Source organism: Streptomyces sp. NPDC047108 (assembly GCF_040643575.1).
Lineage (GTDB): Bacteria > Actinomycetota > Actinomycetes > Streptomycetales > Streptomycetaceae > Streptomyces.
The window spans coordinates 188,716-202,712 of record NZ_JBEYUP010000009.1; the positions used below are offsets into that span (position 1 = coordinate 188,716).

Genomic DNA, 13,997 nt, shown 5'->3' on the forward strand with positions numbered 1-13,997 from the left:
AGGGAGCGGAGTGCGGGCGCGCGGGAGACCCGTGATGACACCGGCGCACCACCCGCGCGCGGCAGCTTCGGCAAACACGCCTCGCCGAACCCTACTCGCCCGTACGGTGGTGACGGTGCCGCACGTCATGCGGCAGGGGAAGGAGCCTCCCGGCCATGGACAGTGGCATTCCGCCGCAGGTCGCGCCGCAGAGCGCCCTGTCCGGCAGGATCCCGCTCGCGGTTGTCGTCGTGGACGCGGACGGCCTTGTCTCCCACTGGAGTTCCGGCGCGCGGCGGCTCTTCGGCAGCAGCCGTGACGAGGCCGTCGGCATGCCCGCAACGGATCTCCTGCCGGTCGCCGGTGTCCTCGCCGCCGGCGCGGACGCCTTCGCCGGGCCGGAGGAGGAGGACCCGGGCTTCGGCCTCGGGGACACGCTCAGCGGGCGGATGCCGTACCCGGCGGCGGGCCGCGCCCGGATGCCCGGCCCCGGAGCGGACCGGTCGGGGGACGTCGACCCGTCCGGGAGTGCGGACCCGTCCGCGGGCGCGTCCGGGGGTGCCGAGCGGATCGATGTCGTGTGGTGGGCGTATCCGCTGGTCGGAGCAGGCCCCGAGCGGCTGCTCGTCCTCGCCGCCGACGCCCTGGGGCCGGCCGGGGGCGCCGAGAGCCGGAATGCCGAGAGCCGGAAGGCCGAGAGCGGGAAGGCTGAGAGCCGGGGCGGCGACCCCCGCGGCGAGAGTGCGTACGCCGCCGGCGGGGAGCGGGACGTGTACGGCGGCCGCCGGCACGGCCCGACCGTCGCACCGGGATTCGCGCTGCACACCGAATTCCCGGGCGCCGACGACCTGGCGGCCGGGCTGCCCGAGATCCTCCCCGGCATGAGCGTCGCGCTGAGCACGAGGATCGCGGGCCAGGTGCTCGAACTCGGCTATCCCGTCCTGGAGTTCAGCCACCACGACCGCGTCCCCGTCACCCCCGACTGGGGCGTTCCCCGCCGCCCCGGGCGCCCGCTCCGGCTGCTCGACGAGGCCACCGCCCCCGTGCGGACCGCCGCCGTGACCCCCGCGCCGCCCGAAGCCGGCCCGGACTCCGCGGGGGACCCGGACCACGAGCAGGACCTGGAGCACGCGGCCGTACGGGAGCGGCTGGAGTTCCTGAACGAGGTGAGCAGCGGCATCGGTTCCTCCCTCGACCTGGAGCGGACGATCCGCGAGGTCACCAGCGCCGCCGTCCCCCGCTTCGCCGACTTCGCCGGGACGCATCTGCGGGCCGCGGTGCTGGCGGGCGAGGAATTCCCCGACGGCGCACCGGACATCACCACCGTCTGGCACCGCGTCTGGGTGGAGCACAACGACGAACCGGGCCGCTGGGACGACACCGTCCCGATCGGGGAATGCCTCACCTTCCCCGAGCACACCCCGTTCTCCCGGTGCATGGCCACCGGCGAGCCGGTGCTGATCCCGCGGATCAACGACGATGCCGGCGACCGTGCCTCCGAACGGTTCGACAAGCGCGACCTGCGGCCGCTGATCAACGGCCGGTCGCTGCTCATCGTGCCGCTCAAGGCGCGCGACGCGGTGCTCGGCTTCATGGTCCTGATGCGCAGGTCCGACCGCGACCCGTTCGACGCCATGGACCGGGTCACCGGCGCCGAACTCGCCGCGCGCGCCGGGCTCGTACTCGACAACGCGCGGATGTACACCCAGCAGGAGCAGGTCGCCGAGACCCTTCAGGACAGCATGCTCCCCCAGGTGAGCCCGCGGCTCCCGGGCTGCGACACCGCGACCCGCTATCTGCCGGGGACGCGGCTGGGGCGCGTCGGCGGCGACTGGTTCGACACCATCAAGCTGCCCGGTTCGCGCACCGCGCTCGTCGTCGGCGACGTCATGGGCCACGGCATCACCTCGGCCGCCATGATGGGCCAGCTGCGCACCGCCGTGCAGACCCTGGCCGCGCTCGACCTCCCGCCCGCCCAACTGCTGCGCAGTCTGGACGACTTGGCGCAGCGGCTCGGCGAGCACTACCTCGCCACCTGTCTGTACGCGGTCTACGACCCGATCCGCTCCGAGCTGCGCATCTCCAACGCCGGCCACATCCCGCCCGTGCTCGTGAGGGCCGCCGACGGCCGCGGCGAGCTGCTCCAGGTGCCCACGGGCGCGCCGATCGGAGTGGGCGGTGTGCCCTTCGGGACGGCCACGGTGCGCGTGGCGCCCGGCGACCGGCTCGTGCTGTGCACGGACGGCCTGGTGGAGGTGCGGGGCCAGGACATCGGCGCCGGGCTCGCTGCGCTGTGCGAGTCGGCCGCGCACCCCGCCGCCTCCATGGACGACGCCTGCGACGCCGTCATCCGCGCACTCGCCGCCACCTCCCGCGACCAGGACCTCGGCCGCAAGGACGACGTGGCCCTGCTGATGGCGCGGCTCAACGGCATCCCGCACGAGCACGTGGCCACCTGGCGGCTCGGCACCGACCCGCGGGAGGCACGCCGAGCCCGGCGCCTCGTACGGGAGCGGCTCACCGGCTGGGGGCTGGACGAGGCCGTGGAGACCGCCGAACTGCTGGTCAGCGAGGCCGTCACCAACGCCGTCCGGCACGCGCGGACCGACCGGGTGGAGCTGCGTCTGGTGCGCACGGACGCGCTGCTGTGGGAGGTCTCCGACGACGACCACGCGCTGCCCGCCCTGCTCGAGGCCGACCGCGAGGACGTGCACGGGCGCGGGCTGCGGGTGGTCGGGTCCCTCACACGTGAATGGGGCACCAGCTCCTCGGTGCGCGGCAAGACCGTGTGGTTCGAGCAGTCACTTCCCGGGCCGCCGGTGCCGTCCCGTACCGCCGGGCTCACCGCGGCCCGCTGAGACGGCCGCTGACGGATCCCCCGTCCCTGCCCGCCCTTGCCGCGCGCACCCCGTGCCGCGTTTCCGTCCTCGTACGCCGTCGCAGGCGCGGAGCCCGCGGGAGGCGCACGATGGAGACGGCGGGCGAGGGACACGGCGGAGCCGTCCGCGCCTCCCCGCCGAGGGCTCCCGACGTGGTGAGGGCAGCAGCGATGGTCGACCAGCACTTCACGGCGACCCTGCGGAAGAACCCCGACAAGGGCGGCTGGACGTATCTCGTGTGGCCCGAATCGGTGGACTTCTTCGGCACCCGGGGCCTGGTCAAGGTCCGGGGGACGATCGACGGCCACCCGTTCCGCAGCTCGTTCATGGCCCTGGGCGACGGCACGCACATGCTGCCGGTGAAGGCCGAGGTCCGCCGGGCGATCGGCAAGGAGGCGGGGGACACGGTGGCCGTGGTCCTGGAGGAACGGGTGGACGGCACGCCGTAGCGACGCATCCCGCCCCGGCGAAGCTCCATGCCGAGCAGCGGTGTCCATGCGCTCGTCCGGGCGACTCGCCGTGCACCGCGCTACGCGCGTTCCAGCGCCTCGATAGGATCACCCGGTTGTCGGGCTCGGACCCAGGGGATCCGGCCCAGGCACCGGCGAGGTGCCCGGCGTGCGTGACCGAGCTGCCGGCCGCGCCGGCGTGACGGTTCCGGCAAGGGGAGGGGCACACGTGTCGTCACCACGCATGTCCCACCGCACACCCGGGCAGCGATCGTCCGTGCAACGACAGCCGGAGACGGGAAGGCGGCCGGGTCGACGATCCCCGGGACAGCGATCCTCAGGGGACCCATCGGGGCGTACGACGCGGCGTCACGCGTTCGCGCGCAGCAGGATGTCGTTGAGCATCACCCGGGGTACGACGAGACTGATGCCGGCCACGGAGGCCGGGCCGCCCCGGGAACATCACGCCGGCGAGGGAAGACGGAGGCATCCTTGAAGATCCTCATCAGCGCGGACATGGAGGGCGCCACCGGCGTCACCTGGCCCGCCGACGTACTCCCCGGCAGCGAGCAGTGGCAGCGCTGCCGCCGGATGTTCACGTCCGACGTGAACGCGGCGGTGGCGGGGTTCTTCGACGGCGGCGCGGACGACGTGCTCATCAACGAGGCCCACTGGACCATGCGCAATCTCCTGCTGGAGGAGCTGGACGGGCGCGCGCAGATGCTCACCGGCCGCCACAAGGCGCTCAGCATGGTGGAGGGCGTGCAGCACGGCGACGCGGACGGCATCGCGTTCGTCGGCTACCACACGGGCGCCGGCACCGAAGGCGTCCTCGCCCACACCTACCTCGCCAACTCCGTCACCGGGGTGTGGGTGAACGGCACCCGCGCGAGCGAGGGCCTGCTCAACTCCCTGGTGGTCGCCGAGTTCGGCGTCCCCGTCGTCCTCGTCACCGGCGACGACCGCACCTGCGAGGACGCCCGCGGCTACGCCCCGCACGCCCGCGCCGTCGCCGTGAAGGACTACGTGTCGCGGTACGCCGCCGTCTGCCGTCCCCCGGCCCGTACGGCGGCGGACATCCGGGCGGCCGCCAAGGAGGCCGCGGCGCTCGCGGTGCGGACCGCGCCCCTGGAGGACGGACCGTTCACCGTGGAGCTGGAGTTCGACGCCGAGCATCTGGCGGGGGCGGCGACCGTCGTGCCGGGCGTGATCAGCAGCGGTGAGCGCAAGGTCGCTTACACCGCGGAGACCATGTACGACGGCATCCGGTGCTTCAAGGCCGTGACCACGATCGTGTCGTCCGCAGTGGAGGAGCAGTATGGCTGAGGCCGTCGACGACCAGGCGCTGGACGAGGTGGTGCGGTTCACCTCCGAGCTGATCCGCATCGACACCACCAACCGGGGCGGCGGGGACTGCACCGAGCGCCCGGCCGCCGAGTACGCGGCGGAGCGGCTCGCCGAGGCGGGGCTGAAGCCGCAGCTCCTGGAGAGCGCCCCCGGCCGGACGAACGTGGTGGTGCGGATCGAGGGGTCGGATCCGGGCGAGGACGCCCTGCTCGTCCACGGCCACCTGGACGTGGTGCCGGCCGAGCCCGCCGACTGGAGCGTTCACCCGTTCTCCGGCGAGGTCAGCGACGGCGTCGTGTGGGGCCGCGGCGCCATCGACATGAAGAACATGGACGCGATGATCCTCGCCGTCGTCCGGGCCTGGGCCCGCGCGGGCGTCCGGCCGCGGCGCGACATCGTGGTGGCGTTCACCGCCGACGAGGAGGACAACGCGGCGTACGGGGCGGGTTTCCTCGTCGGCCGCCACGCCGGGCTGTTCGAGGGCTGCACCGAGGGGATCAGCGAGTCCGGCGGCTTCACCTTCCACGACGGCGACCGGCGGCTGTACCCCATCGCGGCGGGCGAGCGCGGCACCGCCTGGCTCAAGCTCACCGCCCACGGCACGGCCGGGCACGGCTCCCGGGTCAACCGGCGGAACGCGGTCAGCCGGCTCGCCGGTGCCGTCTCCCGGATCGGCGAGTACACCTGGCCCGTCCGGCTCACCCCGACCGTACGGGCCGCCGTGTCCGCCCTCGCGGACCTGCACGGCATCGAAGCGGACCTGACGTCCGAGGACCCGGCCCGGCTCGCCCGTGAGGTCGACGAGGTGATCGCCGGTCTGGGACCCGCGGCCAAGCTCGTCGAGGCGACCGTGCGCAACAGCGCCAACCCGACGATGCTGGACGCCGGTTACAAGCTCAACGTCATCCCCGGCAGCGCGACCGGCTTCGTCGACGGCCGGATGCTGCCCGGGGGCGAGGAGGAGTTCTCCGAGACCCTCGACCGGCTCACCGGGCCCGATGTGGAGTGGGAGTTCCACCACCGGGAGATCCCGCTGCAGGCGCCCGTGGACTCGCCCACGTACCGGGCGATGAGCGAGGCCGTCGAGCGGTTCGACCCCGGCAGCACCGCCGTGCCGTACTGCATGCCGGGCGGCACGGACGCCAAGCAGTTCTCCCGGCTCGGCATCACCGGCTACGGCTTCTCCCCGCTCAAGCTCCCCGAAGGGTTCGACTACACGGCCCTCTTCCACGGGGTCGACGAGCGGGTCCCGGTCGAGGCGCTGCACTTCGGTGTGCGCGTGCTCGACCACTTCCTGAGGAACAGCGCCCCGAAGGCGGCCACCGCGGACGCGGGCGGCCCGGCCGGTGGCGGGCACGGCAGCGGCACAGCACAGGAGGCGTGAGGAACATGGTGTCCACGGCCCCGTACGGCGCCTGGGAGTCGCCGATCGGAGCGGCGATCGCGGCGTCCCACGACGGCATGCCGGAGTTCGTGGGTGCGGTCGGCGAGGAGGTGTGGTGGACCGAGCCGCGCCCGGAGGAGTCCGGGCGCAGAACGCTCGTCCGGCAGCGCGCCGACGGCACCGAGGAGTCCCTGCTGCCCGCGCCGTGGAACGTCCGCAGCCGGGTCATCGAGTACGGCGGGCTGCCCTGGGCCGCGGTGCCCCGCGCGCACGGCGGCCCGCTCGCGGTCTTCGTGGACTTCGCCGACCAGCGGCTGTACGCGTACGAGCCGGACGCCCCCGGAGCCTCCGCGCCCCGGCCGCTCACCCCGCTCTCGGCGGTCGGTGCCGGACTGCGCTGGGCCGATGCCGAGATCCACCTGGAACGCGGCGAAGTCTGGTGCGTGCTGGAGGAGTTCACCGGCGACGCCCCGACCGACGTACGGCGCGTCGTGGCGGCCGTCCCGCTCGACGGCTCGGCGGCCGAGGACGGCGGCGCGATCCGCGAACTGACCGACGACCGGCACCGTTTCGTCACCGGCCCGCGGCTGTCCCCGGACGGCAGGCGCGCGGTCTGGATCGCCTGGGACCACCCCGGGATGCCCTGGGACGGTACGGAGGTGATGGTCGCCGACGTCACCGAGGACGGGCGGTTCACCGGGGCCCACCGGGTCGTCGGCGGGACCGTCGAGTCCGTCGCCCAGGCCGAGTGGGCCCACGACGGCTCCCTCGTCATCGCCAGCGACCGCAGCGGCTGGTGGAACCTCTACCGGATCTCCCCGGAAGACGGGCTGGCCACCGCGCTGTGCCCCCGGGCCGAGGAGTTCGGCGGCGCGCTGTGGAAGATCGGCTCCCGCTGGTTCGCGCCGATGCCCAGCGGTCTCATCGCCGTCGTGCACGGCCGAGGCACCACGGCGCTGGGCGTCCTGGACCCCGAGACCGGCGGACTGTGCGACGCGGCCGGGCCGTGGACGGAGTGGGCGCCGAGCCTCGCGGTGACGGGGACACGGGTCGTCGGCGTCGCGGCGAGCCCCCGCAGCGGCTACCAGGTGGTCGAGCTCGACACCGCGACCGGCCGCACCCGGGTGACCGGCGCGCGCCACCGCGACCCGGTCGACCCGGCGTACTACCCCGAGCCGCAGATAAGGATCTTCACCGGGCCCGGCGGACGTGAGATCCACGCCCACATCTATCCGCCGCACAGCCCGGACCACACGGCCCCGACCGGCGAACTCCCGCCGTACGTGGTCCGGGCGCACGGCGGTCCCACCGGCCACGCACCGCTCGTCCTGGACCTGGAGGTCGCGTACTTCACCTCCCGCGGCATCGGTGTCGCCGAGGTCAACTACGGCGGCTCGACCGGCTACGGCCGCGAGTACCGCAACCGGCTGCGCGGCCAGTGGGGCGTCGTGGACGTCGAGGACTGCGCGGCCGTCGCCGAGGCGCTGGCCGCCGAAGGCACCGCCGACCGCGACCGGCTGGCCGTCCGCGGCGGCAGCGCCGGCGGCTGGACGGCCGCCGTCTCGCTCGCCACGACCGACGTCTACGCCTGCGGCACGGTCATCTACCCGGTGCTGGACCTGGACGGCTGGTCCGGGGAGAACGGCACGCACGACTTCGAGTCCCGCTACCTCGACGGCCTGATCGGGCCGCCCGACGAGGTGCCGGGCCGCTACCGCGACCGCTCGCCGCTGCACAACGCCCATCGCATCACCGCGCCGTTCCTTCTCCTCCAGGGCCTGGACGACGTGATCTGCCGGCCGGAGCAGTGCGAGCGCTTCGTCGCGGAGATGGCCGGACGCGGCGTCCGGCACGCCTACATCGCATTCGAGGGAGAAGGCCATGGATTCCGCAGGGCTGACACGATGACGGCAGCGCTGGAGGCCGAACTCTCCCTGTACGCCCAGACGTTCGGCATCGCCGCCCCCGGCGTCCCGGTCCTGGAGCTGGCCAAATGACGCCCATGGTGAGGCCGGGACCGGCCGCCGGACCGCAGCCCGAGCGCCCCACCGGTGCGCACGAGGGGCAGCGTCCCGCTGGTGCGCAGGCCGGAGAGCGGCCCGCCGGTGCGCGGGCCGGAGAGCGGCCTGCCGGTGCGCACGAGGGGCAGCGTCCCGCGTTCGCCCCGTACCGCTACGGCACCGACCCCCTCCCCGGCCCGCGGACGGCCGGGGCGGCGCACGTCTGGCTGGTGGACGTCTCCGCGCACGCCGGGGCCGCGGCGGGGGAGTCCCGTCTGCTGGACGCCGGGGAGCGGGAGCGCGCCGGGGCGTTCGTACGGCCGGCCGACCGCGACCGTTACCAGGTCGCGCACGTGGCCCTGCGGCGCCTGCTCGGCGGCTACCTCGGCCGTGGACCGGCGGAGGTGGAGTTCCTGCGCGAACCGTGTCCCGGGTGCGGGAAGCCGCACGGCCGCCCGGCGCTGCCCGGTGAACCGATGCACTTCTCGCTCTCGCACTCCGGCGACCTGGTGGGGATCGCGGTGGCGGACACACCGGTCGGCATCGACGTCGAGGAGCTTCCGGGGCTCCACACGGTGGCCGAGGTGGCGTCCGTGCTGCACGCGGACGAGCGCGCCGAGATCGAAGCCCGGCCGGAGGCGCAGCGGCCCGCGGTGTTCGCCCGCTGCTGGACCCGCAAGGAGGCCTACCTCAAGGGCACGGGGATCGGGCTGGCGGAGGACCTCTCGGTGACGCTCGTGGGCGCGGGACCGGAGCCGGTCGATCCGCCCGGCTGGGTCCTCGGGGACGTGCTCCTGCCGCGTGACCTCGGAACGTACGCGGCGGCCTGCGCGGTACGCCGGGCGGCCGGGTAGCGGGAACCGGTGGCGGACGGCCCGGGTCGTGCCCGCCGCGGGACGCGATGCGGGCGCCGGAGGCGCATGCTGGAACCGAGGGGCGGGGGGCAACCGCAGGGAGGTGCCTTCCATGAGTTCCCGGACCTCGACGAGCAGGATGTCCCGCGGCCGGCGCGGCGGCATGCACGGATCACGCTGGGGTGACGTTCTTACCCCGGGCAGGGTCGTCGTGGGCGTGCTCCTGATCCTCTGCCTGGTGTTCATCTTCGAGAACACCGGTGAGACCAAGATCCGTCTCCTGATCCCCGAAGTGATCATGCCGCTGTGGCTGGCGCTTCTCGCAGTAGGCCTCATCGGCTTCATCTGCGGTGCGTTCCTCTTCTTCCACCGGCGGCGGTAGGGGGACGCTTCAGCCTCCACCGGCGGAGGCGCCGCTTCCACCGGCGGAGGCAGCCCCGTCCACCGGCGGGGGCGGGCCGCGCGCGGGCGCGGGCGGGGCTTCATAGGATGGGCGGATGCCGTCCGACCGTGTCTATCTCGCCGTGGGCCCCCGTGTGGCCATCCGGCCTATCGAGCGCCGGGACCAGGAGGAGTTCACCGCGAGGGTGCGGGAGAGCACCGAGCTGCACCACCCGTGGGTGTTCCTGCCGTCCACGGCCGAGGAGTTCGAGCGGTGGTCGGCCAAGTTCCGCACGCCCGCGGGCGAAGGCTACGCGGTGTGCGACCGCGAGACCGGCGGGATCGCGGCCGGTATCGCCATCAACAACATCGTCCGCGGCGGCTTCCAGTGCGGGGCCGTGGGCTACGGGGCCTTCGCGCACGCCGCCGGGCGCGGCCTCATGACCGAGGGCCTGGGACTCGTCGTCCGGCACGCCTTCGGCCCGCTCGGCCTCCACCGGCTGGAGGCCAACATCCAGCCGGGCAACGAGGCCTCGCGCCGGCTCGTCCAGCGCCTGGGCTTCCGGCTGGAGGGCTTCTCGCCGGACTTCCTCTTCATCGGCGGCGCGTGGCGCGACCACGAACGCTGGGCCATCACCGCTGAGATGGCGGGCAGTCAGGCACCGGGACAGGACTGAATCGGTCGGCTCGCACGGGGCGCACTGCCGTCCGCCCGCCGCCTGCTCCGGTCCGGCGCAACGCCACGTGGCCCGCGCACCGCCGTACCCACCCGCCCCTCGTCCGCGCCCGGGTCGCACCCGTCCCGCCGCGCTCCGGCTCCGCCCGCCGGGCGCCCCTGGCCCGCCTCGCCCTTTGCCCAACCCTGACCTGGGGCGGGCCTGGTCAGTCACGCCGCGAGCGTGTTCCATGGTCATCGGGGGCGCCCGGTCCGGCGGCGGCCCGTACGAGGGAGCGAGGTTGCCGTGTCCACGACCGTGCGACGCACCGTACTGACCCTGCCCGGCGCACCTGTCGGGCCGGAGAACCCGCTGCCCGCACTCCGGCCGCTCGACGAGGTGCACACCATCGGCGAGCGTGAACGGGCCGTCCTGCCCGCGGACATGGCCCGTCAGGTCGGCTACGCGCCGCTGCGATCGGTCCTGCCCGTTCGGCTTCTCGACGGCTACGCCCGTGACCGCGGTCCGGTCGACCTCGACGCGCTCGTGATCGAGAACGACCGGCTGCGCGCCACCGTCCTCCCCGGCCTCGGCGGCCGCGTGCACTCCCTCCACCACAAGCCGACCGGGCGTGAACTCCTCTACCGCAACCCGGTGTTCCAGCCCGCGGCCTTCGCGCTCAACGGCGCCTGGTACTCCGGCGGCATCGAGTGGAACATCGGCGCCACCGGGCACACCACCCTCTCCTGCGCCCCGCTGCACGCCGCCCGCGTCCCGGCGCCGGACGGCGGCGAGATGCTCAGGCTGTGGGAGTGGGAGCGGCTGCGCGACACCCCCTTCCAGGTCGATCTCTGGCTGCCCGACGGTTCGGACTTTCTCCACGTCGGCGTCCGGGTCCGCAATCCGCACGACCGGCCCGTCCCCGTCTACTGGTGGTCCAACATCGCCGTGGAAGAGCACCCGACCACGCGCGTCCTCGCACCCGCCGAAGAAGCCTGGCACTTCGGCTACGAGCGCAGCCTCCAGCGCGTACCGGTCCCCGCGTGGCAGGGCGCCGACCGGACCTACCCGCTGCGCAGCGAGTTCCCGGCCGACTGGTTCTACGAGGTGCCGGACGGCGCGCGGCGCTGGATCGCGTCCCTGGACGGGGACGGCCGGGGCCTCGTCCAGACGTCGACCGATCTGCTGCGCGGCCGGAAGCTCTTCGTCTGGGGCGCGGGGCGCGGCGGGCGGCGCTGGCAGGAGTGGCTGACCGAGCCCGGCACGACCGGCTACGCGGAGATCCAGGCGGGGCTGGCCCGCACCCAGCTGGAGCACGTACGGCTGGAGGCGGGGGCGGAGTTCGCGTGGCTGGAAGCGTACGGCCCGCTGGCCGCCGACCCCGGCGCGGTGCACGGCGCGGACTGGTCCACAGCCCGGGCGGAGGCGGAGGCCCGCCTGGAGGAGGCGCTGCCGCGCGCCGACGTCGACGCGGCGTACGCGGCCTGGATGCCGTGCGCCGACACCGAGCCGAAGGAGATCCTGGCGCAGGGCTCGGGCTGGGGCGCGCTCGAAATGGCGCGCGGCGCCTACGAGTTGCCGGGCACGCCGTTCGACGCGTCCGGCCTCGGCGAGCAGCAGCGGCCGTGGCTGGAGCTGCTGCGGACCGGTTCCCTTCCGGCCGCTCCCGCGTCGCCGCACGACCCGGGGCCCACCCCCGTATCACCGCCCTGGCGCGAGATCCTGGAGACGACCGGGCCCGGGGCGCTCGCCGACTACCACCTGGGCGTCGCCCGGTGGCACGCCGGGGACCGCGCGCAGGCCGCGCGGAGCTGGGAGTGCTCGCTGGCCGCCGCGGAGACGCCCTGGGCGCTGCGGTGCCTGGCGGTCGCGGCGGCCGAGTCCGGCGACACCGACCGCGCGGCCGGACTCCTGGCGCGAGCCGTCCACGTGGCGGCGGAACGGGCGGCGGCCGGGGCGGCAGCGGATGCGGGGGCCGCAGGGGACGCGGGGGACGCGGGGGCCGCGGGGACGCGCCCGGAGACGGACTCCGGTACGGGCGCGGGCAGCGGGCCCGGGGCCGGCCAGGCCCTGGCGGACGCGGAGGAGGCGCTGTCCGCCGGACACGCGCTGTCCGCCGCGCTCGCCCGGGAGGCGATTCCCGCGCTGCTCGTCCGCGGGCGGGCGGCCGAGGCCCGCGGTGTGCTCCGCGGCCTGCCGCGGCATCTACGGGAGCGCGGCCGGTTCCGGCTCCTGGAGGCCAGGATCCTCCTCGCGGAGGGGGACGCCGCCGCTGCGCGTGCCGTCTTCGACGCCGGGTTCGAGGTCGACGACCTGCGGGAGGGCGACGAGGCGCTGGAGGAGACCTGGTACGCCATCGCCGAGCGGCTGCTGCCGGACGGCCTCGGGACCGACCTGCCCTCGACCGGCCGACCCGGAACGGGCGAGCCGCCGGAGACCCTGCGGGCGCGGGCCCGCGCGGAGCACCCGCTGCCGCGCCGGTACGACTACCGCATGCGGCCACAGAGCTGAATCCTGACGGGGACCGCGGATCGGGAATGATCGGCTCCGCTCCGCGGTTCTCCCGGGCATGAAGGCAGCCACGATCAACGCCTATGGCGAGACCCCCCGGGTCACGGAACAGCCGGAACCCAAGGTCGGTCCGGACACCGTGCTCGTCCGCACCAAGGCCGCCGGGGTCAACCCGGTGGACTGGAAGATCACGGAGGGGTATCTCGACCCGCTGGTCTACGCCCACTTCCCGCTCGTCCCCGGCTGGGACATCGCCGGTGTGGTGGAGAAGGTCGGTGTGTCCGTCACCGAATTCGCGCCCGGGGACGAGGTGATCGCCTACAACCGGCAGGACCACGTCCAGAACGGCACGTACGCCGAGCTGGTTCCCGCGCCTGTCCGCGTCCTCGCGCGCAAGCCCGCCTCGCTGAGCTGGCAGCAGGCCGGCGGCCTGCCCCTGGCGGGCCTGACGGCCTATCAGTCGCTGCGTGCGGCGGAGGTCGGGAAGGGTGACACGGTTCTGGTCAACGCGGCGGCCGGAGGCGTCGGTTCGCTCGCCGTGCAGATCGCCGTCGCCCGGGGCGCGCGTGTCATCGGCACCTCCAGCGAGGCCAAGCACGACTATCTGCGGTCGCTCGGCGCCGAACCGGTCACCTATGGCGAGGGACTGGCAGACCGGGTTCGGGCACTGGCGCCCGAAGGGGTCGACGCCGCCTTCGACTTCGTCGGGGGTGACGCCCTGGCCGCGTCGCTGGAGCTGGTGAAGTCCCCGTCCCGGGTGGTGTCGATCGCCGACCACACGGTGGCCGAACACGGCGGCCGCTATCTCTTCGTCCGCCCGAGCGGCGAGGACCTCACCGCGCTCGGCGAACTGGCCGACGCCGGGAAGCTGACCGTCCACGTGGAGACGGAACTCCCGCTGGCGGAGGTCGGCGAGGCGTTCCGGATCAGCCAGGAGGGCCGTACGCGCGGCAAGATCGTCCTGCTGGTCTCCTGACGCGGGCCGCCCTCGGGGGCTGCCGTGACCGCGTTCGGCGACGCGGCTCCGGCAGCCCCTCGTACGTTGGGCGTCGGCAACTCCAGGTACTTCGCGCGCGGTGCCGGGGGAGCGCCCTGTGCCGGGGCGTCAGGCCGCGGACCCGCTCCGGTCGACGTACTCGAAGATCGAGCCGTCCGGATGACGGGCCACCAGATTGCGGCCGACGGGCGTGGGCACGGGCCCGGCGATGATCTCGGCGCCCACCTCGGACAGGACGGCCCGCGCCTCGTCCACGTCCTTCACGGCGATGGTGGCCGTGACCTTCCGCAACACCTCGAGTTCCCACTCGGGACCACTCATCAGCAGGAAGGCGCCGACCGCGGCGACGGACACGCCGCCGCGGTCGAAGCGCACCGCCTGACTCCCCGTCAGGCGCTCGTAGACGCCGACGGCGTGATCGAGATCGTCGACGCAGACGCGCAGTGAAGTACCCAGGATCTCCATACGAACGAGCGTAGTCGGCCGGGCCGGAGCGGGTGATCGCATCCCGGACGGGCGGCCTTCTCCGGGGTCAGCGGTGTCCGGCGGCGCGACGGGTG

Annotated in this window: 11 protein-coding genes; 10 read left to right on the forward strand and 1 reads right to left on the reverse strand. The window is 74.3% G+C overall.

The window, feature by feature from the left end; genetic code table 11:
* Nucleotides 1–155: 155 nt before the first annotated feature.
* The 10 genes from ABZ822_RS20210 (at nucleotide 156) to ABZ822_RS20255 (ending at nucleotide 13,416) form a co-directional block, all read left to right on the forward strand.
* Nucleotides 156–2,837 (forward strand): SpoIIE family protein phosphatase, encoded by a 2,682-nt coding sequence (locus ABZ822_RS20210; RefSeq protein WP_360855583.1) that lies wholly within the window; start codon nucleotides 156–158, stop codon nucleotides 2,835–2,837.
* A gap of 191 nt (nucleotides 2,838–3,028) precedes the next feature.
* A complete protein-coding gene (locus ABZ822_RS20215) occupies nucleotides 3,029–3,307 on the forward strand; it encodes a DUF1905 domain-containing protein (RefSeq protein WP_360855739.1) in 279 nt (92 codons plus the stop codon).
* A 492-nt stretch (nucleotides 3,308–3,799) separates the two neighbouring features.
* The gene (locus tag ABZ822_RS20220; RefSeq protein WP_360855587.1) at nucleotides 3,800–4,633 is read left to right on the forward strand and encodes a M55 family metallopeptidase; all 834 of its coding nucleotides are present in this window, start codon (nucleotides 3,800–3,802) and stop codon (nucleotides 4,631–4,633) included.
* On the forward strand, nucleotides 4,626–6,038 hold the full coding sequence (locus ABZ822_RS20225) for a M20/M25/M40 family metallo-hydrolase (protein ID WP_360855590.1): 1,413 nt from the start codon (nucleotides 4,626–4,628) through the stop codon (nucleotides 6,036–6,038). Before ABZ822_RS20220 ends, ABZ822_RS20225 begins: the two co-directional genes overlap by 8 nt.
* Nucleotides 6,039–6,043: 5 nt before the next feature.
* Nucleotides 6,044–8,035, forward strand: a complete 1,992-nt coding sequence (locus ABZ822_RS20230) for a prolyl oligopeptidase family serine peptidase (protein ID WP_360855742.1) — start codon at nucleotides 6,044–6,046, stop codon at nucleotides 8,033–8,035.
* A complete protein-coding gene (locus ABZ822_RS20235; RefSeq protein WP_360855593.1) occupies nucleotides 8,032–8,892 on the forward strand; it encodes a 4'-phosphopantetheinyl transferase superfamily protein in 861 nt (286 codons plus the stop codon). The genes ABZ822_RS20230 and ABZ822_RS20235 overlap by 4 nt, the downstream gene beginning before the upstream one ends.
* A gap of 112 nt (nucleotides 8,893–9,004) precedes the next feature.
* Entirely contained in the window at nucleotides 9,005–9,274 is a 270-nt protein-coding gene (locus ABZ822_RS20240) for a LapA family protein (protein WP_360855596.1), read from the forward strand.
* Between the two features lie 115 nt (nucleotides 9,275–9,389).
* Complete coding sequence (locus ABZ822_RS20245) at nucleotides 9,390–9,950, forward strand: GNAT family protein (protein ID WP_360855599.1); 561 nt, start codon at nucleotides 9,390–9,392, stop codon at nucleotides 9,948–9,950.
* 285 nt (nucleotides 9,951–10,235) lie between these two features.
* A complete protein-coding gene (locus tag ABZ822_RS20250) occupies nucleotides 10,236–12,440 on the forward strand; it encodes a DUF5107 domain-containing protein (RefSeq protein WP_360855602.1) in 2,205 nt (734 codons plus the stop codon).
* Nucleotides 12,441–12,498: 58 nt separating this feature from the next.
* On the forward strand, nucleotides 12,499–13,416 hold the full coding sequence (locus ABZ822_RS20255; protein WP_360855605.1) for an NADP-dependent oxidoreductase: 918 nt from the start codon (nucleotides 12,499–12,501) through the stop codon (nucleotides 13,414–13,416).
* A gap of 129 nt (nucleotides 13,417–13,545) precedes the next feature.
* On the opposite strand, the gene ABZ822_RS20260 is transcribed toward ABZ822_RS20255, so the two are convergent.
* Nucleotides 13,546–13,902, reverse strand: a complete 357-nt coding sequence (locus tag ABZ822_RS20260) for a VOC family protein (RefSeq protein ID WP_360855608.1) — start codon at nucleotides 13,900–13,902, stop codon at nucleotides 13,546–13,548.
* Nucleotides 13,903–13,997: the final 95 nt, after the last annotated feature.

What these genes read in the sequence shown, in the direction of transcription:
- ABZ822_RS20210 (WP_360855583.1), top strand. Translation starts at nt 156, where the DNA reads ATGGACAGTGGCATTCCGCCGCAGGTCGCGCCGCAGAGCGCCCTGTCC.
- ABZ822_RS20215 (WP_360855739.1), top strand. Translation starts at nt 3,029, where the DNA reads ATGGTCGACCAGCACTTCACGGCGACCCTGCGGAAGAACCCCGACAAG.
- ABZ822_RS20225 (WP_360855590.1), top strand. Translation starts at nt 4,626, where the DNA reads ATGGCTGAGGCCGTCGACGACCAGGCGCTGGACGAGGTGGTGCGGTTC.
- ABZ822_RS20230 (WP_360855742.1), top strand. Translation starts at nt 6,044, where the DNA reads ATGGTGTCCACGGCCCCGTACGGCGCCTGGGAGTCGCCGATCGGAGCG.
- ABZ822_RS20235 (WP_360855593.1), top strand. Translation starts at nt 8,032, where the DNA reads ATGACGCCCATGGTGAGGCCGGGACCGGCCGCCGGACCGCAGCCCGAG.
- ABZ822_RS20240 (WP_360855596.1), top strand. Translation starts at nt 9,005, where the DNA reads ATGAGTTCCCGGACCTCGACGAGCAGGATGTCCCGCGGCCGGCGCGGC.
- ABZ822_RS20245 (WP_360855599.1), top strand. Translation starts at nt 9,390, where the DNA reads ATGCCGTCCGACCGTGTCTATCTCGCCGTGGGCCCCCGTGTGGCCATC.
- ABZ822_RS20255 (WP_360855605.1), top strand. Translation starts at nt 12,499, where the DNA reads ATGAAGGCAGCCACGATCAACGCCTATGGCGAGACCCCCCGGGTCACG.
- ABZ822_RS20260 (WP_360855608.1), bottom strand. Translation starts at nt 13,902, where the DNA reads ATGGAGATCCTGGGTACTTCACTGCGCGTCTGCGTCGACGATCTCGAT.